We start from the raw sequence: 25,550 nt of genomic DNA, 5'->3' as shown, positions 1-25,550 counted from the left end.
CCCCCGCGTGGCAGGGGCCGTTATTATCAGAACCAGGTTTCCATCTGTACGCCGAAGTTCCATTCGCCGCCGGCGGTAAAGCCGCTGCTGCCGAAGGCATCATTACTGGCGTAGTTGTCCAGGCGATGATCCCAGTCCATCCAGGTGGCGAAGAGACGCAGCTCCGGACGCTTGAGGAATTCGCCCACGTCGCCTGCTTTCAGCGTCGGCGCGAAAGTCAGCTTATAGAAGTTGCCGCTGACCGCGTTGCGGGCGTTGTAGCCTTCCGGGCGCAGATCCATGTACTGGTAACTGCCTTCGTACTGCAGCTCAAAGTTCTGATTAATCTCCTGGATCACGCGCAGGTTGGCGGTCGCCCACTGGTAGCTGTCGCCTTTGACGTAGCGATCTTTACTGCTTTGCGCCAGCACCGCAGGCGCGATATGCCAGCCGCCGCCGAGCGGGGTCATGCCGTAGGTCGCCAGACGCCAGGTATCCGCCTGCGGCAGTAACGCGCCATCGGAGCCGATGGATTTCACTTCCGCGCCAAGACCGTGACCATACAGCAGCGCGGTTTTCGAGGAGCCTTCACGCAGGCCGTAGAAGCTGTCGTTATGCAGGCCGAGCAGCGCATGTACGCCATCTTCCGCCGCGTCTTTCTTCACGCGGTTACCCTCGATATCCACGCGGTCTTCGTTATCTTTGGCGCGCATCCCGCTCACCATCAGCTGTACCGGTCCGACGTAGTTGTTGAGCGTCAGGATATAGTTCTGCGCGGTGTTTTCGCTGTTCTCGATATCGCCGAAGGTGCGGCCATACAGCGAGAAGTTGCTGCGGGCGTTATCGCTCCAGCGCATGTCGTAGATACCCGCGCCCGTACCGGCGAGGAAGACCACGTCGGAGTCAATCCAGTGGATATCGAAGTTATCACGATCGAAGCGTTTACCGGCCCAGACGGTGGAATCTTTAAACGCGCCGGTGAACGTCGGCAGGTGGCCGAGTTCGGTAAACGCCTGGCGCACGTTGAGATCGCTGGTGGAGGCGGTCCAGTCGTTATAGCTGCGCTGACCGTCAGCCACCATCACTTTAAAGCGTGTGGTGGCGCCGTTCGCCAGCGTCTGTTTGTGCTCAAGATTCATCTCAAGGTAAGTGTCTGGCTCATTGCCCAGACGCCCGACGTGGCCGCCGGTTTCACCCGCAGGTGTGAAGGACGGGCCGCCCTGCGTTTTGGCGGCGGAATCGTTCATCAGCAGGCCGGAGCGGGCGTAGCCGTGGAATTCAAATCCGCTATTGTCAGCCGTTTGCGGGGCGGGCTGCGGCGCGGATTGCGCGGCGACGGGCTGAACCGGCGGCTGCGCTTTTTGCTGCGCGGCAAGCGCCTGCGCCTGGCGTTCGGCGGCTTCAGCACGGGTTTCCGCCGCGCTGGCGCGCTGTTCGGCGGCCTGAAGACGCTGTTCCAGCGCCGCGAGGCGCGCCTCAATGCTGGTCATATTGCTGTCGGCAAAGGCGGCGGGAGCGCCGGCCATTAAGCCAAGGGTAAGGGCAAGCGTACTTTTTTTAATCATGGTATGGCATCCCTGAGAAGGCGTTATCATCATTATGCAGACTTGCTAAACCGGTTTAGGCGGCAATCATAATCACGCCTTATTTTTACTGGCAATTAAATTAGCTAAACCGGTTTAGTGATTGTGATGCGGTTCGCAAAACGAGCCGCGGCGGCGGCTCACAGGATCAGGCGAGGTACGGTTGAAGAGCGTCAAGGCGGGGCAGCGCGGTCATCGCGCCTTTGGCGGTGGTGGCCAGCGCGCCGCAGGCCCGGGCTGCCGCGAGTACAGGCGCAAGCTGTGCGGCACCTTCCGGTAGGCCATGCGCCGCAAGGCTCCAGAGCAGCCCGGCAACGAAAGCGTCGCCCGCGCCGGTGGTATCGACGCACTCGACCGGCACCGCCGGGTAGTGATGCAGCGTGTCGTTAAAGCAGGCATCGACGCCTTCTGCGCCACGGGTGATCAGCAGTAGCGGGATCGCGTGGCGGCGCGCCAGCGCCAGGGCGCTCTCCTCATCATCGCGTCCGGCAATAAACGCCAGCTCTTCCAGCGAGAGTTTCACCACATCCGCCTGCGCCAGCGCGCGTTCCACGCACTCCCGCAGCTGTGCGGTATCGGGCCAGAGATCTTCACGGATATTCGGGTCGAAGCTCACAAACCCGCCCGCGCGCTTGATACGCGCCATCGCCTCAAAGGCGGTATCCCGCGAGGGCTGGGCGCAGAGCGCAATCGAGCAGACATGCAGCCACTCGCCTGCGCCGAACGGCGGTAAGTCGTCGGCGGTGAGAAACAGATCGGCGGACGGGCGCACCATGAAGGTAAACGAGCGTTCGCCGCAGTCATCCAGCGCCACTACAACCGTCGAGGTGCGGTGCGCTGGATCCTGATGCATGGCGCGGGTATCGACGTTTTCATGGCGGAGCGTCTGTGTCATAAACGCCCCGAACGGATCGCGCCCGACCCGGCCGATAAATCCGCTCGCGCCGCCGAGTCGCGCCACGCCGACCGCCACGTTGGCAGGCGCGCCGCCCGGGCATTGCAGTAACCGGCCATGGCCGTCAGGCAGCAGATCCACCACGGCATCCCCAAGGGCCCATACTTTTGCTGACATGCGTATCTCCTTCGATTCATCTTTCGCTAAACAATAGTTAAACCGGTTTAGCTAATCAACACTCTTTATGCGCTTATGGTGCTGCAAAGTGAAAGGAGGGCAGAAACGTGCCGCGCCGGAACGCGGCCAGAGGATCAGTGATGATGTTTCGGATCGGGGCCGTAGCGGTTCTCGCCGTGGGTGCCTTCCTGCGTGTTGAACGCGAGGATCATCAGCCAGCCGATAACCGGGATCAACAGGACAAACAGCCACCGGGCGGTACGATCGGTGTCATGCAGACGGCGGAACTGTACCGCCAGCGCGGGCAGCAGTACCACAAGCCCGTAAATCAGCGTGAGCAGCCCCTGCTCACCAATAATGCGCAGCCCGAGCATTGTATCGAGCGCCACCATCACGCCCGCGAGGATGAGATTTACCAGGGTGAACATCCAGTACTCTTTACGACGCGACCTGCCGGTAAAACCGAGGTAATTTTTAAACGCTTTTATGTACCAGTACATCTGTTCTCGCCTCCCTTGCCATCAATCACTTGTTTTTAAAGCGATCGCTTAACTAAATGCTAGCTGTCGGCAGGGGAAACGGCCTGGGGGAAAACGCAAAGTGTGAGCGCCGTCGGAACGGCGCATTTTTCAGAAGAGGCTTAGGGCGAAGCGGATTAGCGGAAACGCTCGTCGCGCCCGTGCGGCTCATTGAGATCCTGCCAGGGGCCGATGGAGATAATACCGGTCGGGTTAATGGTTTTGTGGCTGCAAAAATAGTGGTGGCGGATATGCCCGAAATCCACGGTGTCTGCGATGCCCGGCATCTGGTAAATCTCGCGCAGGAAGCCATGCAGGTTCAGGTAATCGCTGATGCGATGCTTATCGCATTTAAAGTGCGTGACGTAGACCGGGTCGAAACGCACCAGCGTCGTCCACAGACGAATATCGGCCTCGGTGAGCTGGTCGCCTGCGAGGTAACGCTGCTGACCGAGGATCTGCTCAAGCCGCGACAGCGAGGCGAACACCTGCTCCACCGCTTCGTCATAGGCCTGCTGGCTGGTGGCGAAACCCGCTTTATAGACGCCGTTGTTCACCGTGTCGTAGATCCAGCCGTTCAGCTCGTCGATTTCCGCACGCAACGCCTGAGGATAGTAATCGCCCGCACGGGCGCCCACCGCGTCGAAAGCGCTGTTGAGCATGCGAATGATATCGGCGGATTCGTTGCTGACGATGGTCTGGCGCTCTTTATCCCACAGCACCGGGACGGTGACGCGCCCGGAGTAGTGCGGGTCGGCCTGAAGGTACAACTGATAGAGAAAATCGTGCTGGTAAAGCGTGTCGCCGGTCGCCGCCGGGAAATCATCGGCGAAGGTCCAGCCGTTTTCCAGCATCAGCGGATGCACGACCGAAACGGAGATAAACGACTCCAGACCTTTCAGCGCGCGCAGGATAAGCGTGCGATGCGCCCAGGGGCAGGCGAGCGAGACATAGAGGTGGTAGCGGCCTTTTTGCGCCGCAAAGCCGCCTTCGCCCGTCGGGCCCGGTTCGCCGTCAGGAGTCACCCAGTTGCGATACGCCGCCGAGGTGCGTTTAAAGCGGCCGCCGGTGGATTTCGTGTCATACCAGGTGTCGTGCCAGACGCCGTCGATCAGTTGTCCCATGATGCTCTCCTGTCAGAGGTATCCCCTCAGTATGGCAAAAAGGCAGGCGGTGAGGGCCGCCTGCCGTGAAGTCAGTTACCAGTTCTTTTTCAGCAGACGATCCAGGCTGTAGGCGCCAGGACCCATCAGCGCCAGCAGCAGATAGCCGCCTGCGATAGAAAAGTTCTTCATAAACATAATCGAGTTCACGCCTTCCGCGAAGTTGCTGTGGAACAGGAACGCGGTCAGCAGCGTAAAGACAGCGGTGATCAGCGCTGTAGTGCGGGTCAGGAACCCAAAAACAATGGCCAGGCCGCCGCCAAACTCAAGCAGGACCACCAGCGGCAGGATAAAGCCCGGCACGCCCATCGCTTCCATATACTGCTGGGTTCCCGCATAACCGGTAATTTTGCCCCAGCCGGAGACGATAAACAGAATCGGCATCAGAATACGTGCCACCAGTACGCCAGCATCTTCGAATTTTTTCATTTTACTCTCCAGGAAACCCGCTTCATCACGAAAGGTTAATTATCGTTAAAGGTTTGCTTTGCGCGGGGTTATCCGCGTTCCGCCGTTGATGGAAAGCATCATAGGGCTGGCGTGATGGGAATGTAAGCAAGGAAAACTGGCAAACTTGTTCAAAAATAATGAAGAAAGAGGAGGGGATAAAAAAACGCCTCTCCGGGGAGAGGCGTCAGTGTCAGGGGAGCGGATGTTTCATGGTGGTTTTAATCAACCGCCAGGTGCTCCACGCGGCGAAACCGCGCTTGGCCCAGCGCAGCAGGAAGTTAGGATTCCTGATGCTCCAGATAGCCATCGCACTACTGCCGACCAGCGCCCAGGAGCGCAGACTGAGCAGCGTGTTCCAGCTACGATCGTAAGAGCCGGTGACGGCAAGCCATTCACGACGACCCGCGGCCATATCCAGCCGCTGCTGCTGGATTTGACTGAGCAGCAGCGCTTTGCGCTTTTCGCGCTCGGCTTTGCTCATGCTCATGACTTATCGTCCTCCAGCAACTGGCGGTCGTTAGCAAGCTCATGACGCGTATGGCGCAGAAGCGTCGACTGGCGCGATTTCTTAAGCGTCCAGATGCCGCCAATCAGCGCCAGCACAAACAGCGCGACGGTCGTGCCTATCATGACGTTAAGGCGATACTGCGGATCTACTGCCCAGATAAGCAGCACCATCAGACTCATCAGTCCAAAGGCGGCAAACAGCATCGTCAGGCCAGTCATCAGCAGCAGCTGAAAGAGATTCGCTTTCTCCTCTTCCAGCTCCACCACGGCGAGCCGTAAACGGGTTTCCACCATCTCCACAAGCACGGTGACGATACGTTGTCCGATGCCGAGAACGCTTTTACCCGGCCCTTGCGCGTGACGAGGCTCCGTCATAATCAGCGCCGCGTCAGGAGCACGCCCAGTACGACGCCGATGGCCGCACCGATACCCACGCCGGTCCACGGATTTTCACGCACGTAATCTTCTGCGCGCGCCGCCGCTTCGCGGGTCTGTTTGGCGATCACGTCACCGGTTTCGGTTAAGTGATAACGGGTGTCTTTCAGCGCGCGCTCTGCTTTATTGCGCAGTTTGCTCATCTCTTCCTTCGATTTGTCCCCGGAGGCGGTCAGCACCTCTTCCAGCGTATCGGCAAGCGATTTCAACTCAGCGCGCAGGTGGTCGGTATTTTCTTTTGACATAATGCTCTCCTGATAAGTGAGGGTTATCCATAAGCTCAGTAATCTTGAGCTTTCAACGCCTTAAGCTCTTGCTCGGCTTCAGCGAGCTTGTGGCGACGTTTGGCAATTTTATCCGCATCGCCTTTTTGCGACGCTTCATGCAATTCGGCGCGGCGTTCGGCCACTTCCGCCTGTTTCTGCGCCACTTTCTGTCGGTGTTCGGCGATAACATCGCCGTCGCGGCAGTTGGCGCGTACCTGACTTAGCGCTTTTTTCAGTCCGTCGATGCGTCCCTGGTTCTGGTGCAGTTCGGCGTAGCGGATCTCCTTTTCAATCTCCTGCGCTTTTTCTTCGCAGGGGGAGGCGGCAAGCACTGCGGCATTCCAGGAAAAAAGGGCTAAGGCCAGTACGGTGCGGTAATTCATGATTAAACCTTCCATTGTGTTGCGTAAGGCTTGCGGCCATACGCGATTCCGGTGTGTTGCGCGGACAGAACAATGGGTTGCGCTTACTCAAGCATAGTAAGTAATGGCGCAAACCCCAAAGTCCGTGAAAAGATTCAGATTCCTGGAAGGGTTAACCCAGGCGCTGGATATCGTGACGCAGGCGGGAGAGCCAGGCGGGAGTGAGGCTTTTTTCTTCCTGCTGGGCGATAACAAAACCGCGCGGCAGGGAGCGATAGAGCACTTTGCGCGCGGCTTCGCTCTGATCGCTGTTGTCGAATTTAATCAGCAGAATGTCATCCTGCGGCGTAATGCTTTTAAAGCGGATGCCGTTGGCGTCCAGATGGTGCCAGACGGAAAAGCCGTCCGGGATCGTCGCACCCTGCGACACCGCGCGGATCTCAAGCGTGGTTTCATGTTTTTGCAGCGCGGCCCAGCTCAGCAGCACCGCTGCCATTAGCGCGCCTGCCGCAAGCGTTAGCGTAAGACGACGAGAAAGCGCGCGCGTGAAGGCCATCCTTTAGCTCCGGTTTCCATGTTTTTTCTTCCATAACACCACCAGCGATCCGACCAGGCCGATAACCAGCAACACGACCGGCAGCAGCATCAGGCAGGACATCAGGGCGTCTTCATATTTAAGGAACACCGGCGTTTTGCCGAGCAGATAGCCAAGAGAGGTGAGGATAACCACCCACAGCAGGCCGCTCATCCAGTTAAAGAACTGGAAACGGGCGTTATTAAGACCAGAGAGCCCGGCAATAGTCGGCAGCAACGTGCGGACAAAGGCGATAAAACGGCCGAGCAGCAGCGCTGACAGCCCGTGTTTATGAAACAGGTGATGCGCCCGCTGGTGATAATGCGCGGGCAGATGCGAAAGCCAGTTCTGTACGATGCGCGTGTTGCCGAGCCAGCGCCCCTGGATATAGCTCACCCAGCAGCCGAGGCTGGCGGCGGCGGTTAACAGCAGCACCGTTTGCGGATACCCCAGCGCGCCTTTGGCAATCAGCACGCCCACCAGCACCAGCAGGCTGTCGCCCGGCAGAAACGCGGCGGGCAGCAGACCGTTTTCCAGAAACAGGATCATAAACAGCACAAAGTAGAGCATGCCGATCATGCCGGGGTTGGCCAGCGTTTCGAAGTCCTGGCTCCAGAGCGCGGTGAGTAATTGTGTCAAAAGTTCCATTCAGTGATCCTGGCACATCGGTTAAAGCCAATGGGGTAGAACAGATAGCATTGCGACATTTCTGAGGTATGAAGGACGTCAACAGCGCTCTGTGCGTTCCTGGCGCCGGCACGGCTCCATGTGCGATGAGTGAAGTAAGCAAGCGCTAACTTTTCACCAGGAAATGCGTCTAATTGTAACAAAGCTCTGCCTGATGCGTCACAGAAATCGTGCTTTGTTGAGGAATGATTTTGCTTTCCGGGCGTAAGGCTGGCGAGGGTATTTACACAGGCTGACACTATATATGGTTTGCTTACCCTCGCGGTAAGAAGAGGATTACTTTTCGCTGTTTGCCGCCGCGTCGAGGTGGACCACCGGATTTTCGGCAAAAAGGTAGCGGTCGGCGTTGAATTCAAAGTCGTCGCTGGTTTCGTTAAAGAGCATCTGTTTGGTATTCTCCAGATGCTGCCACATGGCGAGCTTCGCGCCGTGCGGGTCTTTGCGAATCAGGGCTTTAAGAATGTTATCGTGATCGTCGCACCAGTTATCGACCGTGCGTAAATCGATATGTTCGTGTAGTTTTTTCCAGTACGGGTTGTGAACGCGCTGAGTCCACATTTTTTCAACGATGGCGGCAAGAGCGGTATTCTGCGTGGCGAGCGCCACCTGAACGTGAAACAGGAGATCCCATTCGGAATCGCGGAAGAACTTCTCGTTACGCGCTTTCTCCTGGATCTCCATCAGCTTAATGATGTCTTGTTTGGTGACCTGGGTGGCGGCGAACTCGGCGATATTACTTTCAATGAGCTGGCGGGCCTGCAACAGCTCGAACGGGCCGTAGCTGGCGAATTCATACTCCTGCTCAGGCGCCGGGGCGCGATATTTCCCCTGGTTGGCTATCACATGGATGCCCGAGCCTTTGCGTACTTCAACATAGCCTTCGACTTCCAGCATGATGATGGCTTCGCGCACGACCGTGCGGCTGACGTTTTTTTCGTCGGCGATAAATCGCTCGGCAGGGAGTTTCTCACCTACCTGATAAACGCCTTCTTCAATGCGTTGCTTAAGCTCGGCGGCCAGTTGTTGATACAGACGACGCGGTTCTGCGATTTCCATGTGCGACTCCAGTGAACACGATACTGCTTAGATTTGTTATACCACTTTTCAGGTTTACCCTCCACTCGACGCCCATGAAAAAGCCGCCCGCAGGCGGCTTTCCAGAGGATTGATCAGTGTTGTGTGACGGGAGCGCCACTTCGCGTCTCTTGTTCCAGCTCGCTGGCCGGTTTATTTTTCAGCACCGTCCAGATAACCAGCGCGCCCATCAGGTCGAACACGGCCAGTACGGCGAACAGCGGGCTGAAGCCAATGGTATCGGCCAGCGCGCCGACCACCAGCGCAAACATTGTGCTCGCCGTCCACGCGGCCATACCGGTCAGGCCGTTGGCGGTCGCCACTTCATTACGCCCAAACACGTCAGAGGAGAGCGTAATCAGCGCGCCGGAGAGCGACTGGTGCGCGAACCCGCCGATGCACAGCAGGGCAATCGCCACATACGGGCTGGTGAACAGGCCGATCATGCCTGGGCCAATCATCAGCACCGCGCCCATCGTCACCACCATTTTACGGGAGACGATCAGGTTCACACCGAACCAGCGCTGGAACAGCGGAGGCAGATAGCCGCCGACGATACAGCCGAGATCCGCAAACAGCATCGGCATCCAGGCGAACATCGCGATCTCTTTCAGGTTAAAGCCGTACACTTTGAACATAAACAGCGGGATCCAGGCGTTGAACGTGCCCCATGCCGGTTCCGCCAGGAAGCGCGGCAGCGCGATGCCCCAGAACTGACGGGTGCGAACAATCTGCCACGGCGACATTTTTTTACCGTTGTTGGTCTGATGCTGCGCTTCCTGACCGCTAATAATGTAGTCACGTTCTTCTTCGGTCAGTTTTTTCTGGTCACGCGGGTGTTTGTAGAAAATCAGCCAGGCCATGGCCCAGGCGAAGCTCAGCACACCGGAAATAATGAACGCCAGTTCCCAGCTATGCATCACAATAGCCCACACCACCAGCGGCGGGGCAATCATGGCGCCAATAGACGAGCCCACGTTGAAATAGCCCACCGCGATAGAACGCTCTTTCGCCGGGAACCACTCGGAGCTGGCTTTCAGGCCCGCCGGGATCATCGCCGCTTCTGCAGCACCTACCGCGCCACGCGCCAGCGCCAGACCGCCCCAGCTGCCTGCCAGCGCGGTTGCGCCGCAGAACACCGCCCAGGTCACGGCGAAGAAGGCGTAGCCGATTTTCGTGCCGAGAATATCCAGCACATAGCCTGCTACCGGCTGCATGATGGTATAGGCCGCGGAATAGGCCGCGATAATATAAGAGTATTGCTGCGTGGAGATGTGCAGCTCTTCCATCAGGGTAGGCGCTGCGGCCGCCACGGTGTTACGGGTCAGATAGCCCAGCACGGTGCCCAGCGTCACCAGCGCAATCATGTACCATCGTAACCCTTTAATTTTACGCATTGGAAACCTCATCGTTTAATCGTTCGCCGCGCAGGCCGGCAGGTTGCCAGGCTTACACGGTACTCATTCAGTAACGGGAGGCGCGCCGGAAGTGTTATCGGTGCCGCCCACGCCTTGCCATACAGTATTTATGGAGCCAGGCCGGTATCCGTTCCGGCTAATGGGGTGAATCTCACCCCCTTAAAACATTCCGTGGGTTTATATGTTGCGACGGCAGAACGATAACTTGTCATACAGCTTTAAAAGTTGAGAGCCATCACAAAAGCATCTTTCTTTGTAAGGTTACGTCAGGCATGGCGCAAAGCCAGACGTGGCGCGGGCTGGGGCGGTGTTTACTTTGGAGAGGGAGGATTATTTGTGTGCTTTTATTGATCTGACTCACGAAAATAGCTTCGGTCACTAGAAATTGGTGTGATAACTTTGTCAGCATCATGCTAACGCATCTGAAATACTGGCTCAGAGGAAGCATAAAATGACCCCGTTCATGACTGAAGATTTCCTGCTCGACACCGAATTCGCCCGTCGTCTGTACCATGACTACGCTAAAGATCAGCCGATTTTCGACTATCACTGCCACCTTCCGCCGCAGCAGATTGCCGAAAATTACCGTTTTAAAAACCTGTATGACATCTGGCTGAAAGGCGACCACTACAAATGGCGCGCAATGCGTACCAACGGCGTGCCGGAGCGCCTGTGTACCGGCGATGCGAGCGATCGCGAAAAGTTTGACGCATGGGCCGCCACCGTGCCGCACACCATCGGCAATCCGCTGTATCACTGGACGCATCTGGAACTGCGCCGTCCGTTTGGCATCACCGGTAAGCTGCTGTCGCCGAAAACCGCCGACGAGATCTGGAACCAGTGCAACGATCTGCTGGCTCAGGACGCGTTCAGCGCCCGCGGTATCATGCAGCAGATGAATGTTAAAATGGTCGGCACCACTGACGATCCGATTGACTCGCTGGAGCATCACGCGACCGTCGCCAAAGACAGCAGCTTCAGCGTTAAAGTGCTGCCGAGCTGGCGCCCGGACAAAGCATTTAACATTGAACAGGCGACCTTCACCGACTACATGGCGAAGCTCGCGGAAGTGTCCGATACCGATATCCGCCGCTTCAGCGATCTGCAAACTGCGCTGACGAAACGTCTGGATCACTTCGCGGCCCACGGCTGTAAAGTGTCTGACCACGCGCTGGACGTGGTGCTGTTTGCTGACGCCAGCGAAAGCGAACTCGACAGCATCCTGGCGCGCCGTCTGGCGGGCGGGACGCTCAGCGAACAGGAAGTGGCGCAGTTCAAAACCGCGGTGCTGGTCTGGCTTGGCGCGGAATATGCCCGTCGCGGCTGGGTGCAGCAATACCACATCGGCGCGCTGCGTAATAACAACCAGCGTCAGTTCAAACTGCTGGGGCCGGATGTCGGTTTTGACTCCATCAACGACCGTCCGCTCGCCGAAGAGCTGTCAAAACTGCTGAGCAAACAGAACGAAGAGAATCTGCTGCCGAAAACCATTCTCTACTGCCTGAACCCGCGCGATAACGAAGTGCTGGGCACCATGATCGGCAACTTCCAGGGCGAAGGGATGCCAGGCAAGATGCAGTTCGGCTCCGGCTGGTGGTTTAACGATCAGAAAGATGGCATGGAGCGTCAGATGACCCAGCTCGCGCAGCTCGGCCTGCTGAGCCGCTTCGTGGGAATGCTGACCGACAGCCGCAGCTTCCTCTCCTATACCCGTCATGAATACTTCCGCCGCATTCTGTGCCAGATGATTGGCCGCTGGGTGGAAGCAGGCGAGGCGCCGGCGGATATCGAACTGTTGGGCGAGATGGTGAAAAACATCTGCTTCAACAATGCCCGCGACTACTTCGCCATTGAACTCAACTAAGGCCCTTTGAGGTTGATATGCAATACATCAGGATCCATTCGCAGGATAACGTTGCGGTAGCGCTGGCGGATCTGCCCGAAGGCTCGGTTATCGCCATTGACGGGTTATCCGTCATGCTGTTGCAGCCGGTGACGCGCGGCCATAAGTTCGCGCTGCTGCCCATCGCACAGGGAGAGAACGTTGTAAAATATGGCCTGCCGATTGGCCATGCGCTGGCGGATATCGCGCCGGGCGAACATATTCACTCCCATAATACCCGCACCAATCTCAGCGATCTGGATGAGTACAGCTATCAACCCGAAGCGCCTTACACGGGCGATCAGATGGGCGATCGCGAGGTGCAGATCTACCGCCGCGCCAGCGGCGAGGTGGGGATCCGCAATGAACTGTGGATCCTGCCGACCGTCGGCTGCGTCAACGGGATCGCGCGCCAGATCCAGAACCGTTTCCTGAAAGAGACGCACGACGCCGAAGGTACCGACGGCGTGTTTCTCTTCAGCCACACCTACGGCTGCTCGCAGCTGGGCGACGATCACATCAACACCCGCACCATGCTGCAAAACATGGTGCGCCACCCGAACGCCGGCGCGGTGCTGGTGATTGGTCTGGGCTGTGAGAACAACCAGGTGGACGCGTTTCGCGAAACGCTGGGCGATTTCGATCCGACGCGCGTGCATTTTATGGTTTGCCAGCACCAGGATGATGAAGTGGAAGCGGGGCTTGAGCACCTGCATGCGCTTTATGACGTAATGCGTCACGACAAGCGCGAGCCGGGCAAACTCAGCGAGCTGAAATTCGGGCTGGAATGCGGCGGTTCGGACGGGCTTTCGGGCATTACCGCGAACCCGATGCTTGGCCGTTTCTCGGATTATGTCATAGCCAATGGCGGCACCACGGTACTGACCGAAGTGCCGGAGATGTTCGGCGCGGAGCGCATTCTGATGAGCCACTGCCGCGACGAAGCGACGTTTGAGAAAACCGTCACCATGGTGAACGACTTCAAACAGTACTTTATCGCGCATAACCAGCCGATTTACGAAAACCCGTCGCCGGGCAACAAAGCGGGCGGCATCACTACGCTTGAAGAGAAATCGCTTGGCTGCACCCAGAAGGCCGGCGCAAGCCAGGTGGTGGATGTTCTGCGCTACGGCGAGCGCCTGCATACGCCGGGCCTTAACCTGCTGAGCGCGCCGGGCAACGACGCCGTGGCCACCAGCGCGCTGGCGGGCGCGGGCTGTCATATGGTGCTGTTCAGCACCGGACGCGGCACGCCCTACGGCGGTTTCGTGCCGACGGTGAAAATCGCCACCAACAGTGAGCTGGCGGCGAAAAAACCGCACTGGATAGACTTCGACGCCGGTCAGTTGCTGCACGGCACCGCGATGCCGCAGCTGCTGGAAAAGTTTGTCGACAGCATTGTCGATATCGCTTCGGGCAAACAGACCTGCAACGAGAAAAACGACTTCCGCGAACTGGCTATCTTTAAGAGCGGCGTGACGCTGTAGGCCCCGGACAACGTAATCATCAGACGGCGTTTCATTTATGAAGCGCCGTTTCTTTTTGAGAGGAACGCTTTATGACCGCGTATTGGCTTGCCCAGGGCGTTGGGGTCATCGCCTTTCTGATTGGCATCACCACCTTTTTTAACCGCGACGAGCGGCGCTTCAAGCTGCAACTGGCGCTCTACAGCGCCGTCATTGGGGCGCATTTTTTCCTGATGGGCGCGACGCCTGCGGGGATGAGCGCGGAGCTGAACGCGCTGCGCACGGTGATTTCGCTACGTACCCGCAGCCTGTGGATCATGACGCTGTTTATCGTGCTCACGCTGACGCTAGGCCTGGTGAAACTGCATCACCCCATCGAGCTGTTACCGATTATCGGCACCGTCGCCAGCACCTGGGCGCTGTTTCGCTGCACCGGGCTGACCACCCGCTGCGTGATGTGGTGCTCCACGGCCTGCTGGGTCACGCATAATTTCTGGATTGGTTCGATCGGCGGCACGCTGATTGAAGGCAGCTTTCTCATCATCAACGGGCTTAACATTGTTCGGTTCTGGCAGATGCAAAAGCGGGGAATCGATCCGTTTAAGGTCGAAAAAGAGATAGTGCAGAAGCGGTAAAACCCGGCGGCCCGCAGACCGCCGGTATGTCATCAGTTACGCAGCGCGTGGCTCGCGAGGCGCGCATCTTCCGCCTGGCACGCGGCCGCGGTAAAGAGCACGTCGGTGGAGGAGTTCAGCGCGGTTTCGCACGAGTCCTGCAACACGCCGATGATAAAGCCCACCGCGACCACCTGCATGGCGATATCGTTCGGAATGCCGAACATATTGCACGCCAGCGGGATCAGCAGCAGCGAACCGCCCGCTACGCCCGATGCGCCGCAGGCGCACAGCGACGCCACCACGCTGAGCAGCAGCGCGGTCGGCACATCCACCGCAATACCCAGCGTATGCACCGCCGCAAGCGCCAGCACCGTAATCGTAATCGCCGCGCCCGCCATGTTGATGGTCGCGCCCAGCGGGATCGACACGGAATAGGTATCGCGATCCAGGTTCAGTTTCTCGCACAGCGCCATGTTGACCGGAATATTCGCCGCCGAGCTGCGGGTAAAGAACGCGGTCACGCCGCTTTCACGCAGGCAGGCGAACACCAGCGGGTAGGGGTTACGGCGGATTTTCGCAAAAACAATCAGCGGGTTAATGACCAGCGCCACCAGCAACATACAGCCGACCAGCACCACCAGCAGTTGCGCGTAGCCCCACAGGGTATCAAAGCCGGTGGTGGCGAGCGTGGACGCGACCAGACCGAAAATACCGACGGGCGCGAAGCGGATCACCAGCTTCACCATAAAGGTGACGGCATCCGACATATCATTCACCAGATTTTTGGTGGTTTCATTGCCGTGACGCAGCGCGAAGCCGAGGCCCACGGCCCAGACCAGAATGCCGATATAGTTGCCTTTCAGCAGCGCATCCACCGGGTTCGCGACCATGCTGAGCAGCAGGTCGCGCAGCACGCCGACAATGCCGGTCGGCGGCGTGATATCCGTCGCGCCGGAGACCAGATGCAGCGTGGAAGGGAAGAGAAAGCTGAACAGCACGGCGGTCAGTGCCGCGGAAAACGTACCCAGCAGATAGAGCCAGAGGATCGGGCGGATATTGGTTCTCTGCCCGTGTTTATGGTTGGCGATCGACGCCATTACCAGCATCAGCACCAGTACCGGCGCCACGGCTTTCAGCGCGCCGACGAACAGCGTGCCGAGCAGACCGACCGCGATAGCCGCGGGTTTGGAAAGCCAGGCCAGCAGAATACCGAGCACCAGTCCCACCAGAATCTGTTTTACCAGACTGCCCTGTGCCAGGCGGTGCAGCAGGCCGCCGCCCTGAGATTGCGTAGTCATACTATTTCCTTCAGAAGTGATGTGGTTGCATCCCGTGCCGTGTTCTGTGCCACGTTGCATCAGGATGTAACAAAAGTTTGCACAGATGAGTATAAGGATTTGGCTACAGGGAGGAAGGGGATAGTGCTGGATTTTCTGAATTGCTCCCGTTTTTTAACTATCCATTAACGTTATTGTGACAAAATCAGCAAATCCGTCATCGGGCGCGTTGCAAAAGCGCGGGCGATAGGCAGCCCATATAAAAACGCCGCCCGCAGGAGCGCGGGCGGCGTCAAAGGCATGGCGACAAAACCTTATTCCGCCAACTTTTTCTTGTCGTTGCGATGGTTAACCCAGGCGTTAATCACAAGCGTTGTGGCAAGAATGCCGCCCACCACGCCGAGCGAAATCGCGATCGGGATGTGGTAGAAATCGACAATCAGCATCTTGATGCCGATAAACACCAGGATAATCGACAGACCATATTTCAGCATCGAGAAGCGCTCCGCCACGCCCGCCAGCAGGAAGTACATAGCGCGCAGGCCGAGGATCGCGAACAGGTTAGAGGTCAGCACGATAAACGGGTCGGTGGTGACCGCGAAAATCGCCGGGATGCTGTCCACCGCGAAAATCACGTCGCTCAGCTCCACCATGATCAGCACCAGCAGCAGCGGTGTGGCGTAGAGCAGGCCGTTTTTACGCACAAAAAAGTGCTCGTTCTCGATGCTGTCCGTCATGCGCAGATGCCCGCGCAGCCAGCGCACCAGCGGTTTATCGCCGATCCCGCCTTCGTCTTCTTTCGCCAGCGCCATCTTCACGCCGGTAAAGAGCAGGAACGCGCCGAACACATAGAGCAGCCATTCGAACTGCGTAATAAGCCAGCTGCCGGCGAAAATCATAATGGTGCGCAGCACGATAGCGCCCAGCACGCCGTAAATGAGCACCCGACGCTGGAGCGCAGGCGGCACGGCGAAATAGCTAAAGAGCATCAGCCAGACGAAGACGTTATCCACCGCCAGGGCTTTTTCGATGAGATAACCGGTCAGGAAGGCGAGCGCCTGGGTGTCTGCCACTTCACGCCCGGCGGTGCCGGTGAGATACCACCAGAAGGCAGCGTTAAAGAGCAGGGACAGCGAAACCCAGACGACAGACCAGACGGCCGCCTGCTTCATGGTCATAGCGTGCGCGCCGCGACGCCCCTGAAGCAGAAGGTCGATAGCCAGCATAATCGCCACGATGACGGCGAAGCCGCCCCACAGCAAGGGAGTGCCGACAGTATTCATAAGCAAAATCCTCTAAAACAAAAACGGCTAACGTCAGAAGACGTCAGCCGCTTTGCTTAAGAGCACCGCATAGACCTCGCCTTCCGGCAAGGTCTCACTTACAGCCGCCGCGTTATCGTTGCGCAGTCTGTGCTGCGGATAACGGGTTGGCTGCCCGACGACCGGATGCATGGCACCGTAATGACGACCGTCGGCAATGAAGTTACTCCCCTTTGCAAGTAACAAAATATTACAAGGCATTTATGTGGTCAATGACTTGCCGGGGCGCTTTTACAAAGCTTTACGCCGGGAGCGGCACGCTCACGTCATCCGCCGGGAATGTCACTCCCGTCTGGGCGCGAATTTCAGTCAGCAGTTTCGCCGTCGTGCGGCTGACCGCAAGACCCGGATGATTGACTTCGTGGGTCTCAACCAGACGCGCAAAGGTTTCGGCTTCATAAAGCATCGTATTGATGTGCTGCGGCAGCGTCAGCTCCTGCGGTTTGCCGCCGCGCGGAATAAAGGTGATGCGCTGGCATTCGGAGAGCTTTTCAATCACCAGCGAGCCCGCCTCGCCCTGAATTTCGCTCGGCAGCGTCGAGTCGCTCACTTTGGAGTGCAGCAGCGTGACGTCAAAATCGCCATAGTTCATCTGGACCACGCCGTGCGCGTCCACGCCGCTTGCCAGCAGGCTGGCGGTGGCTTTCACCTCATGCGGTTCGCCCCACAGCGCGACGGCGCTGGCGAGCGTATAGAAACCAATATCCATGATGGAGCCGTTAGAAAACGCCGGGTTAAACGTATTCGGGTTTTCGCCGTTGAGATAACGCGGGTAACGCGACGAATACTGGCAGTAGTTAAACAGCACTTTGCGAAGCGCGCCCACTTTCGGCAGCGCCTGTTGCAGCGCGATGAAATTCGGCAGGCTGGCGGTTTTAAACGCCTCAAACAGCACGACCTGGTTTTCGCGCGCGCAGGCGATGGCCGCTTCCACTTCCCGCAAGTTAGAGGCCAGCGGCTTTTCGCAAATCACATGCTTTTTATGGTTCAGGAACAGGCAGGACTGGGAAAAGTGCAGGGCGTTGGGGCTGGCGAGATAGACCGCGTCGATGGCGTCGCTTTGCGCCAGCGCCTCCAGCGAGGTGAAGAGATGCTCCACCGGGTAATCACTGGCGAACGCCTGCGCCTGTTCAAGGCTGCGGGAGTAGATCGCGGTAAGGGTAAATTTGCCCGTCTCGTGGGCGGCATCGACAAACTGGCGGGTGATCCAGTTCGTTCCAACAACGGCGAAACGTATCATAAGGGCGTGTCTTCTCCGGCAGTGAATATCTTTTCAGAGTAACACGCGAAAATGACAAAACCAGTGCGCGCGGGCGCAGATTGTTAGGGTGTGGCCGCGTAAATATTGCAGCCGCGCGGCGCGTCTTTCGGACCTATCGCCACAGTAGGGCCGAGGAAGTGCGGCTCGCGGCGCAACAGGCGGGCATCAAGCAGCGCACGCACGCGGGCGAACCGCTCGCGCAGCAGCGTATATTGCGTATGACGAAAGGCCGGATCTTCGGCGTTAAACCCGATGGCGTCGATGCCGTAATGCTGCGCCAGGTAGATAGCGCGCTGATTGTGGAACGCCTGCGAGATTATGGTAATGCGGTTTTCCTGAAACACCTGCCGGGCGCGCACCACGGAATCGAGGGTCGAAAATCCGGCATAGTCGCAAAAAATCGCGGCGGCGGGCACGCCGTGACGGTTGAGCGCTTCGGCCATCGCCGTCGGCTCATCGTAATCGGCACGGCTGTTATCGCCGCTCACCAGCAGCCACGAGACTTTCCCGGCGTGGTAGAGCGCGGCGGCGGCTTCAATACGGCGGTTGAAAAAGCGGTTGTCAGGACGCGCGCCCAGCACCAGTCCTACTTTGCGGGCTGGCGTATTGCCGACCGTGTCATATAACCTGCCTGAGGCGGCGTGCGTGACCGCGCGGTCGGCAGCGAAAATGGCCACCGCCGACAGCGCAATAACGGCCAGGAGAAGCATGGCGACGAGGGTAAAGCCGCGTTTCCAGCGAGTGAGAAGTTTCACGTTGCGTCCTTGCAAAAACTGAGGTTAAGCCGTCTGCCCGCCGCTTTGCGCCAGCGCAAGCTGGGTCAGCCACAGGCGGGTGTCGAATTCGAGCTGATGATACTGCGGTTCCATATGGCAGCACAGCTGATAAAAGGCTTTGTTATGTTCCTTTTCTTTAATATGCGCGAGCTCATGCACCACAATCATCCGCAGAAAATCCTCCGGCGCCTGGCGAAACACCGTAGCGACGCGGATCTCCGCCTTGGCCTTTAGCTTGCCGCCCTGCACGCGGGAAATCGCGGTATGCAGCCCAAGCGCGTGTTTCATGACGTGGATTTTATTGTCATACGCCACTTTATTGAGCGGTGGGGCGCTGCGCAGATAGCGGTTTTTCAGTCCCTGCGCATAGTCATAAAGCGCTTTGTCCGTGGTTATCAGATGCTTGTGCGGATAGCGCTTCTCAAGCACTTCGCCGAGGCGGTTCTGGTCAATCAGCGTGCGCACCTGGGCAAGCAGCGATTCCGGGTAGCCCTGGAGATACGTCAGTGTGGTCATCACGGCCTCAGCGGGTGAAAAAAAGGTTTACTCAGGGGTGTAATTAAGGGATAAAACGCGCGGATTTTACCATTCGGGAGGGCCGATGAGCCAGGTGGAGTTACTCAATCAAACACTGACGCTGCAGCGTTTTCCGCCAATGCCGGAAGAGACGCCGCTGCAGGCCTGGGAAGCGGCGGATGAATATTTGCTGCAACAGGTCGAACAGCCCTCCGGTCCGGTACTGATTTTCAACGACAGTTTCGGCGCGCTCGCCTGTGCGCTGGCGGATGTTCGCCCGGTCAGCGTCAACGATTCGTTCATCGCCCACCAGGCCACGCGCCACAACCTGCGCCTGAACGATATCGACGAATCCTGGGTAGCCCTGCAGGACAGCCTGAGCCCGCTGCCCGCCGCACCGGAGCTGGTGCTGATGAAGATCCCGAAACAGCTCGCGCTGCTGGAGCAGCAACTGCGAGCGCTGCGTCAGGTAGTGACGCCGCAGACGCGCATTATCGCGGGCGGCAAAGCGCGCGATATTCACACCTCGACGCTGGCGCTGTTTGAAAAAATCCTGGGGCCGACGACCACGACGCTCGCCTGGAAAAAGGCGCGTCTGATCCATTGCGCCTTCAGCGCCCCGGCGCTTGCCGACGCGCCTGAGACATTAAGCTGGAAGCTCGACGGCACGCCGTGGACGATTCATAACCACGCCAGCGTGTTTTCCCGCGCGAATCTCGACATCGGCGCGCGCTTCTTTATGCAGCATCTGCCGGAAGCGGTGGAAGGCGAGATGGTGGATCTCGGCTGCGGTAACGGCGTGATCGGCCTGACGCTGCTGGCGCAGAATCCACAGGCGCGGGTGCGGTTTGTCGACGAGTCTTACATGGCGGTGGCTTCAAGCCGTCTGAATGTTGAAACCAATCTGCCGGACGCGCTGGATCGCTGCGAGTTTCAGGTGAATAACGCGCTGACGGGCGTGGAGCCGGAAAGCTTCCACGCGGTGCTCTGCAACCCGCCGTTCCATCAGCAGCACGCCATCACCGATCATATCGCCTGGCAGATGTTCCAGGACGCCCGCCGTTGCCTGAAGTGGGGCGGCGAGCTGCGCATCGTCGGCAATCGTCATCTCGATTATTTCCGCAAGCTGAAGAAGATTTTCGGTAACTGCACGACCGTCGCGACCAACAATAAGTTTGTAGTATTGAAAGCGGTGAAGCTGCGCAAAAGCCGCTGAGAAAGGCGGTTAGTGCGGGTTTGCGGGCTGGTGGGTGCGCTTCGCTTACCCACCCTACATAATATGAATGGGCCTGGATCGTAGGGCGGGTAAGCGCAGCGCACCCGCCATCACACCATAGCGCACCCGCGATCAGGTTTTCTCTTAGATCTCCAGCGCCAGCTGCGTGCCCTGGGCGATGGCGCGGCGGGCGTCGAGCTCCAGGGCCACGTCGCAGCCGCCAATCAAATGCACCGGCTTGCCCATCGCGCGCAGCGGGGCCGCCAGCGCCTGCTGCGGCTCCTGGCCTGCGCAGATAATCACGTTATCCACCTCCAGCAACTGTGGTTCGCCGTTGATCAACACATGCAACCCGCGATCGTCGATGCGCTGATAACTCACCGCCGGGATCATCTTCACGCCGCGCGCCAGAAGCGTCGCGCGATGGATCCATCCGGTCGTTTTGCCAAGCCCGTCGCCGGGTTTCCCGGCGCGGCGTTGCAGCATCACAATCTGGCGCGGGCTTTTCGGCAACATCGGCCCTTCCGGGCGCAGGCCGCCGGGCGCGTTCAGGCTGGTGTCGATGCCCCATTCCACGCAAAATTCGGCGATATTCTGGCTGGTGGCTTCGCCCGGCTGGCTTAAATACATCGCGGTATCAAACCCGATACCGCCGCAGCCGATAATCGCCACCCGCTGGCCGACCGGCGCTTTATCGCGCAGCACGTCGAGATAAGTCAGCACGCTCGGGTGATCAATGCCTGCAATATCCGGCACGCGCGGCACAATGCCTGTCGCGAGCGCCACCTCGTCAAATTCCGCCAGCATCGCGGCGTCGGCCCGTGTGTTGAGCGCGAGCGTCACGCCGGTGACGGTCAGCATCCGGCGGAAATAGCGCAGCGTCTCGTAAAACTCCTCTTTACCGGGGATCTGCCTGGCGATAGTAAACTGCCCGCCAATCTCCGCGCTGGCGTCAAATAGCGTCACCGCGTGGCCGCGCTGCGCGGCGTTCACCGCAAAGGCGAGCCCGGCGGGGCCAGCGCCCACCACCGCCAGCCGTTTCGGCGTGCGCGCAGGCACAGAAACCATCTCCGTTTCATGGCAGGCGCGCGGGTTCACCAGGCATGACGTGATTTTGCCCGCGAAAATCTGATCGAGGCACGCCTGGTTGCAGCCGATGCAGGTGTTAATTTCCGCCTCGCGCCCGCTCGCGGCTTTGGAGAGCAGTTCGGCATCGGCCAGAAACGGCCGCGCCATGGAAACCATATCGGCATCGCCCGCCGCGAGAATCGCCTCCGCCACGTGCGGATCGTTAATGCGGTTAGTTGTCACCAGCGGCAGGGTGGTTTGCCCGCGCAGCTTGCGCGTCACCCAGGTAAACGCGCCGCGCGGCACCGGCGTGGCGATAGTCGGAATGCGCGCCTCATGCCAGCCGATGCCGGTATTCAGCAGCGTAGCGCCCGCCGCTTCAATGGCGCGGGCAAGCTGTACGGTTTCGGCGAAAGTTGACCCGCCCTCGACGAGATCCAGCATAGAAAGACGATAAATAATGATGAAATCCAGGCCCACGCGCTCGCGTACCGCGCGCACCACCTGAACGGCGAAGCGCATCCGGCGTGCGTAGTCGCCGCCCCATTCATCCTCACGCTGGTTGGTGCGCGCCGCCAGAAACTGGTTTATCAGATAACCTTCCGAACCCATGATCTCCACGCCGTCGTAACCGGCCTCGCGCGCCAGCGACGCGCACTGCGCGAAATCGTCAATCAGCGCGAGTATCTCGTCGTGGGTTAGTTCATGCGGCGCGAAGCGGTTGATCGGCGCCTGTAAAGGCGACGGCGCGACGGGGTGAGGCTGATAGCTGTAGCGCCCGGTATGCAAAATTTGCAGCGCGATTTTGCCGCCTTCGCGATGCACCGCGTCGGTGATCACGCGATGATGAGGAAGTTGATGCGCGTCGTTAAGCACCGCGCCGCCCTGAATCGCCACGCCAGCGGGCGACGGCGCCACGCCGCCGGTGACGATCAGCGCCACGCCGTGACGGGCGCGCTCGGCATAAAAGGCCGCGAGCCGCCGCGCGCCGTCCGGATGCTCCTCAAGCCCGGTATGCATCGAGCCCATCAGGACGCGGTTTTTAAGCGTGGTGAAGCCCAGATCGAGCGGGGCGAACAGCGACGGGTAGCTCATAATTGCACTCATCCAGTGTAAAATAATTGTTATGTGGTCGGATGAGTTAATGATTAAGCGATCAACGGCCAAAAGGGAAAGAGACAATCTGCTGATTGTGATGGCAATCAAATTTCAGGCGAGAGTGAAAAGGCGCCGCGCCTTCGCCGGACGAGAGCGAAGACGCGCTGCCTGAGGGTTAGCTTTCGGTGGCGACCGCCGTATCGCTGTGGGCGATGCTGAGCGTCTCAAGCGCCGTACGCGCGGCGGCAAGCACCTGCTCGCACTGCTCAACGGTCAGCGTGAGCGGCGGCTCGATGCGGATCGTTTTGGCGTTGTTGAGCGTGCCCGCCACCAGTATGTGCTGACGGAACATTTCGCTCGCGAAGCGGTAGCCGGTTTCGTTATCGACAAACTCAATGGCCATCAGCATCCCACGACCGCGCGCCTCCTGCACCAGATGCGGGTATTCACGCGCCAGCTGGCGGAAGCCGTCCAGCAACATGTCGCCTTTCTGCTCCGCCTGGGCGGGCAGGTTTTCCTCCAGCAGCACATGAATGGTGGCGAGCGCCGCCGCGCAGGCGAGCGGGTTGCCGCCAAACGTGGTGGTGTGCAGGAACGGGTTGTCGAACAGTACCGAAAACACTTCTTCCGTCGCGACCGTCGCGCCAATCGGCATCACGCCGCCGCCAAGCGCTTTGGCAAGACAGAGAATGTCCGGCTGCACGTTTTCATGCTCGCAGGCGAACATTTTGCCGGTGCGGCCCATGCCGGTCTGCACCTCGTCGAGGATAAGCAGCGCGCCGTATTCATCGCAGAGCTTGCGCACGGCCGGCAGGTAGCCCGGCGGCGGCAGGATCACGCCGCCTTCCCCCTGAATAGGCTCCAGGATCACGGCCGCCACGTCATCGCCGGTTTTCTTGCATTCACTCAGCAGCTCGCGCAGCGCGTCGATATTGCCGAACGGCACATGGCGAAAGCCTGGCAGCAACGGCATAAACGGTTTGCGAAACGCCGCTTTCGCGGTGGCGGAGAGCGCGCCGAGCGATTTGCCGTGGAAGGCGCCGCTGGCGGCCACGAAGGTGAATTTGCCGCGCGGCGACTGATACGCTTTGGCAAGCTTAATCGCCGCCTCGACCGATTCCGTTCCGCTGTTGCAAAAGAAGCTGTACTTGAGTTTGCCAGGCGTCAGCGCGGCGAGGGTTTTGGCGAGCATCGCTCTTAGCGGGTCGAGCAGCTCCTGACTGTGCAGAGGCTGTTTCGCAAGCTGATTTTCTACGGCGGATACAACAACTGGATTACGGTGCCCCACGTTAAAAATGCCAAATCCACCCAGGCAATCAAGGAACTCCTGTCCCTGGGTGTCGACAAGCGTATTAAGCCCTCCCGCCTGCCACTCTACGGCTCCGTAATCCCCGCCAGCGGTGACTGATTTTCGATACTCTAAGAATCCTGGGTTTACATGCTGCTGGAAGTAATCATGCACCTCCTGGTTAAGTGCTTTCATCTCCTCATGCGTCAGCGTGCGCTTTTCGATGAGATTCAGTGCGTGCGCGGTACAGGCAAGAGCCGAGGCGCTGTTAGGTAACCTGTTCAAAATGTGCCCCTTTGGATCGCGTATCACATGATACCGATATTAAGTATTGCAGCCTTTGCGCCACATCGCCGCAGGCCCTGAAAATCGGGATAAACCGCTGTGAAGCGCCGGGAGACGCGGCACGAAATCATTCCTAAAAAACCATTGCGGCGCTTAATGCTGCCGCCCGCGAGCGGGTTAGAGAGGTGAAAAGCGGTGTTGCACCCTGACAGGGCAGCGGTGCGCGGTAGTGGCGCATCTGCGCGCAGATATTTCAACGCAGACGTTTCTGTATATAATTCACAGAAAATATATTTTCGTGAGGTAATCACGCTATTTACTGATTTGCCGCCAGGTTATTTTCCATGCGCCTCTTTATTCTGGCGCATATGCCTGATAACCGGGGCGGTTGTTGTTTTATGAGGTCAGCATGGATTTGCACCAGATAGATTTATCGTTAAAAGAATTAAATTATGCTGTTAAATTACATTATGAATGGACCGGCAAATTCTTAGAGCTCGTATTATTAGGAAACGAGCCAGATAACACGTTTATGCATCCGCAATCCCATCTTTATTGTCGTTTCTGTCAGTGGATGACGGCCCATCAGAATATCGCTTTCCGTTACCTTCATTTCGCGAAAGCGATTAGCGAAACGCATAAAGCGATGCATGATAAAGCCCGATACTTAATAAACGCGATTGCCAGTAACCAGGTGGATTCCGCAGCGTTATATGCCTACCACGAGGCGCAACAACAGTTTGTGGCCAGCATTGATGATTACCGCCAGCAGCTCATTTCTCTGCGTAACCGGCACGATACGCTTACCGGTCTGCCGCTGCGCCAGCTGCTGTATGAAGATTTCGAGTTCCTGCACGCCCACGCGCGCGAACAGACGCTGTGGCTGCTGATTATCGATATCGACCGTTTTAAAAAAGTGAATGATACCTACGGGCATAACGCGGGTGACGACGTGCTGCGCGAGGTGGCGCAACGGTTTAAAAACGAAGCGCGTTGCTGCGAACAGGTGTATCGCTTCGGCGGGGAGGAGTTCATTGCGCTTCTGGAGTCTCATACGCAGGAAGAGGCGCGCGAAGCTGGCGTGCGGCTGTGTAGGTGCCCAGGCCAGCTTCCGCTTACGCTTGATGGCGAGACGCTGAACGTTACCGTGACGGGCGGCCTGACGTGCGTACGGCGCAATGAAACACTGCATGAGGCAATTGGTCGCGCGGACGATGCCATGTATTTCGGCAAAAATAACGGACGCAACCGCTGTATTCTGGCGCGCGCCGACGGCACGCTGGAAACGCTAAAGTAACGCGTATTAATTATTCACCATGGTAAATAATTGCGGATATAAATTATCGGCGTGATGCAGAAAGAAATGATGGGTAAATGCATAAATTGCGAG

Annotated in this window: 26 protein-coding genes; 5 read left to right on the top strand and 21 right to left on the bottom strand. The window is 58.4% G+C overall.

The window, feature by feature from the left end; all coding sequences use genetic code 11:
* Window positions 1–26 precede the first annotated feature (26 nt).
* The 13 genes from AB8W27_RS18485 to AB8W27_RS18425 all read right to left on the bottom strand — a co-directional run bounded on the left by AB8W27_RS18485 (window position 27) and on the right by AB8W27_RS18425 (window position 10,067).
* Entirely contained in the window at window positions 27–1,544 is a 1,518-nt protein-coding gene (locus AB8W27_RS18485) for a carbohydrate porin (protein WP_041923123.1), read from the bottom strand.
* Between the two features lie 166 nt (window positions 1,545–1,710).
* The gene (locus tag AB8W27_RS18480; RefSeq protein ID WP_012815058.1) at window positions 1,711–2,634 is read right to left on the bottom strand and encodes an aminoimidazole riboside kinase; all 924 of its coding nucleotides are present in this window, start codon (window positions 2,632–2,634) and stop codon (window positions 1,711–1,713) included.
* 134 nt (window positions 2,635–2,768) lie between these two features.
* Window positions 2,769–3,134, bottom strand: a complete 366-nt coding sequence (locus AB8W27_RS18475; protein WP_012815059.1) for a DUF805 domain-containing protein — start codon at window positions 3,132–3,134, stop codon at window positions 2,769–2,771.
* Between the two features lie 155 nt (window positions 3,135–3,289).
* Window positions 3,290–4,276 (bottom strand): glutathione S-transferase family protein, encoded by a 987-nt coding sequence (locus AB8W27_RS18470; protein ID WP_012815060.1) that lies wholly within the window; start codon window positions 4,274–4,276, stop codon window positions 3,290–3,292.
* Window positions 4,277–4,351: 75 nt separating this feature from the next.
* Window positions 4,352–4,744, bottom strand: coding sequence for a DoxX family protein (locus tag AB8W27_RS18465; protein WP_007766933.1), 393 nt, complete (start codon window positions 4,742–4,744; stop codon window positions 4,352–4,354).
* Between the two features lie 211 nt (window positions 4,745–4,955).
* Complete coding sequence (locus AB8W27_RS18460) at window positions 4,956–5,252, bottom strand: YqjK-like family protein (protein ID WP_007766935.1); 297 nt, start codon at window positions 5,250–5,252, stop codon at window positions 4,956–4,958.
* Window positions 5,249–5,647 carry a phage holin family protein gene (locus AB8W27_RS18455; protein ID WP_007766938.1) on the bottom strand — a complete coding sequence of 133 codons (399 nt, stop codon included), beginning with the start codon at window positions 5,645–5,647 and terminating at the stop codon, window positions 5,249–5,251. Before AB8W27_RS18455 ends, AB8W27_RS18460 begins: the two co-directional genes overlap by 4 nt.
* A gap of 2 nt (window positions 5,648–5,649) precedes the next feature.
* Window positions 5,650–5,952: a YqjD family protein gene (locus AB8W27_RS18450; protein ID WP_004385819.1), complete on the bottom strand. Its 303-nt coding sequence runs from the start codon at window positions 5,950–5,952 to the stop codon at window positions 5,650–5,652.
* 35 nt (window positions 5,953–5,987) lie between these two features.
* Window positions 5,988–6,356: a DUF1090 domain-containing protein gene (locus AB8W27_RS18445; RefSeq protein WP_012815061.1), complete on the bottom strand. Its 369-nt coding sequence runs from the start codon at window positions 6,354–6,356 to the stop codon at window positions 5,988–5,990.
* A gap of 151 nt (window positions 6,357–6,507) precedes the next feature.
* Window positions 6,508–6,891 (bottom strand): EnvZ/OmpR regulon moderator MzrA, encoded by a 384-nt coding sequence (gene mzrA, locus AB8W27_RS18440; protein WP_007766942.1) that lies wholly within the window; start codon window positions 6,889–6,891, stop codon window positions 6,508–6,510.
* A gap of 3 nt (window positions 6,892–6,894) precedes the next feature.
* Window positions 6,895–7,557, bottom strand: a complete 663-nt coding sequence (gene yqjA, locus AB8W27_RS18435; RefSeq protein ID WP_007766944.1) for a DedA family general envelope maintenance protein YqjA — start codon at window positions 7,555–7,557, stop codon at window positions 6,895–6,897.
* A gap of 315 nt (window positions 7,558–7,872) precedes the next feature.
* Complete coding sequence (gene exuR, locus AB8W27_RS18430) at window positions 7,873–8,652, bottom strand: transcriptional regulator ExuR (protein WP_041923124.1); 780 nt, start codon at window positions 8,650–8,652, stop codon at window positions 7,873–7,875.
* Window positions 8,653–8,765: 113 nt separating this feature from the next.
* Window positions 8,766–10,067 (bottom strand): MFS transporter, encoded by a 1,302-nt coding sequence (locus tag AB8W27_RS18425; RefSeq protein ID WP_012815063.1) that lies wholly within the window; start codon window positions 10,065–10,067, stop codon window positions 8,766–8,768.
* Window positions 10,068–10,539: 472 nt separating this feature from the next.
* Between AB8W27_RS18425 and uxaC the strand changes: the two genes are divergently transcribed.
* From uxaC to AB8W27_RS18410, 3 genes are all read left to right on the top strand, one after another.
* Window positions 10,540–11,952 carry a glucuronate isomerase gene (gene uxaC / locus AB8W27_RS18420; RefSeq protein ID WP_012815065.1) on the top strand — a complete coding sequence of 471 codons (1,413 nt, stop codon included), beginning with the start codon at window positions 10,540–10,542 and terminating at the stop codon, window positions 11,950–11,952.
* Between the two features lie 17 nt (window positions 11,953–11,969).
* Window positions 11,970–13,457, top strand: a complete 1,488-nt coding sequence (locus tag AB8W27_RS18415; RefSeq protein ID WP_012815066.1) for a UxaA family hydrolase — start codon at window positions 11,970–11,972, stop codon at window positions 13,455–13,457.
* Window positions 13,458–13,528: 71 nt separating this feature from the next.
* Window positions 13,529–14,071, top strand: coding sequence for a YgjV family protein (locus AB8W27_RS18410; RefSeq protein WP_012815067.1), 543 nt, complete (start codon window positions 13,529–13,531; stop codon window positions 14,069–14,071).
* A 32-nt stretch (window positions 14,072–14,103) separates the two neighbouring features.
* On the opposite strand, the gene sstT is transcribed toward AB8W27_RS18410, so the two are convergent.
* The 5 genes from sstT to AB8W27_RS18385 form a co-directional block, all read right to left on the bottom strand.
* Window positions 14,104–15,351, bottom strand: coding sequence for a serine/threonine transporter SstT (sstT, locus tag AB8W27_RS18405; RefSeq protein WP_012815068.1), 1,248 nt, complete (start codon window positions 15,349–15,351; stop codon window positions 14,104–14,106).
* A 293-nt stretch (window positions 15,352–15,644) separates the two neighbouring features.
* Window positions 15,645–16,613 (bottom strand): TerC family protein, encoded by a 969-nt coding sequence (locus AB8W27_RS18400; RefSeq protein WP_012815070.1) that lies wholly within the window; start codon window positions 16,611–16,613, stop codon window positions 15,645–15,647.
* Window positions 16,614–16,893: 280 nt separating this feature from the next.
* Complete coding sequence (locus tag AB8W27_RS18395) at window positions 16,894–17,892, bottom strand: Gfo/Idh/MocA family protein (RefSeq protein ID WP_012815072.1); 999 nt, start codon at window positions 17,890–17,892, stop codon at window positions 16,894–16,896.
* A gap of 83 nt (window positions 17,893–17,975) precedes the next feature.
* Window positions 17,976–18,623: a vancomycin high temperature exclusion protein gene (locus tag AB8W27_RS18390; protein ID WP_105580848.1), complete on the bottom strand. Its 648-nt coding sequence runs from the start codon at window positions 18,621–18,623 to the stop codon at window positions 17,976–17,978.
* 69 nt (window positions 18,624–18,692) lie between these two features.
* Window positions 18,693–19,205 carry a M48 family metallopeptidase gene (locus AB8W27_RS18385; protein ID WP_007766965.1) on the bottom strand — a complete coding sequence of 171 codons (513 nt, stop codon included), beginning with the start codon at window positions 19,203–19,205 and terminating at the stop codon, window positions 18,693–18,695.
* 85 nt (window positions 19,206–19,290) lie between these two features.
* Between AB8W27_RS18385 and rlmG the strand changes: the two genes are divergently transcribed.
* Entirely contained in the window at window positions 19,291–20,421 is a 1,131-nt protein-coding gene (gene rlmG / locus AB8W27_RS18380; RefSeq protein ID WP_012815075.1) for a 23S rRNA (guanine(1835)-N(2))-methyltransferase RlmG, read from the top strand.
* 144 nt (window positions 20,422–20,565) lie between these two features.
* Here rlmG and AB8W27_RS18375 read toward each other — a convergent pair whose 3' ends face one another.
* The 3 genes from AB8W27_RS18375 to AB8W27_RS18365 all read right to left on the bottom strand — a co-directional run bounded on the left by AB8W27_RS18375 (window position 20,566) and on the right by AB8W27_RS18365 (window position 24,471).
* Window positions 20,566–22,584: an NADPH-dependent 2,4-dienoyl-CoA reductase gene (locus tag AB8W27_RS18375; protein WP_041923126.1), complete on the bottom strand. Its 2,019-nt coding sequence runs from the start codon at window positions 22,582–22,584 to the stop codon at window positions 20,566–20,568.
* 178 nt (window positions 22,585–22,762) lie between these two features.
* On the bottom strand, window positions 22,763–24,160 hold the full coding sequence (gene ygjG / locus AB8W27_RS18370) for a putrescine aminotransferase (RefSeq protein ID WP_071820259.1): 1,398 nt from the start codon (window positions 24,158–24,160) through the stop codon (window positions 22,763–22,765).
* 23 nt (window positions 24,161–24,183) lie between these two features.
* Entirely contained in the window at window positions 24,184–24,471 is a 288-nt protein-coding gene (locus AB8W27_RS18365) for a hypothetical protein (protein WP_012815078.1), read from the bottom strand.
* A 98-nt stretch (window positions 24,472–24,569) separates the two neighbouring features.
* Between AB8W27_RS18365 and AB8W27_RS18360 the strand changes: the two genes are divergently transcribed.
* On the top strand, window positions 24,570–25,457 hold the full coding sequence (locus tag AB8W27_RS18360) for a diguanylate cyclase (RefSeq protein WP_041924103.1): 888 nt from the start codon (window positions 24,570–24,572) through the stop codon (window positions 25,455–25,457).
* The last annotated feature ends 93 nt before the right edge of the window (window positions 25,458–25,550 follow it).

The sequence above is a fragment of the Cronobacter turicensis genome (assembly GCF_041222865.1).
GTDB classification, from domain to species: Bacteria; Pseudomonadota; Gammaproteobacteria; order Enterobacterales; family Enterobacteriaceae; genus Cronobacter; species Cronobacter turicensis.
Note: the sequence above shows the minus strand (reverse complement) of the source record. Positions and strands in the feature narration are given on the sequence as shown.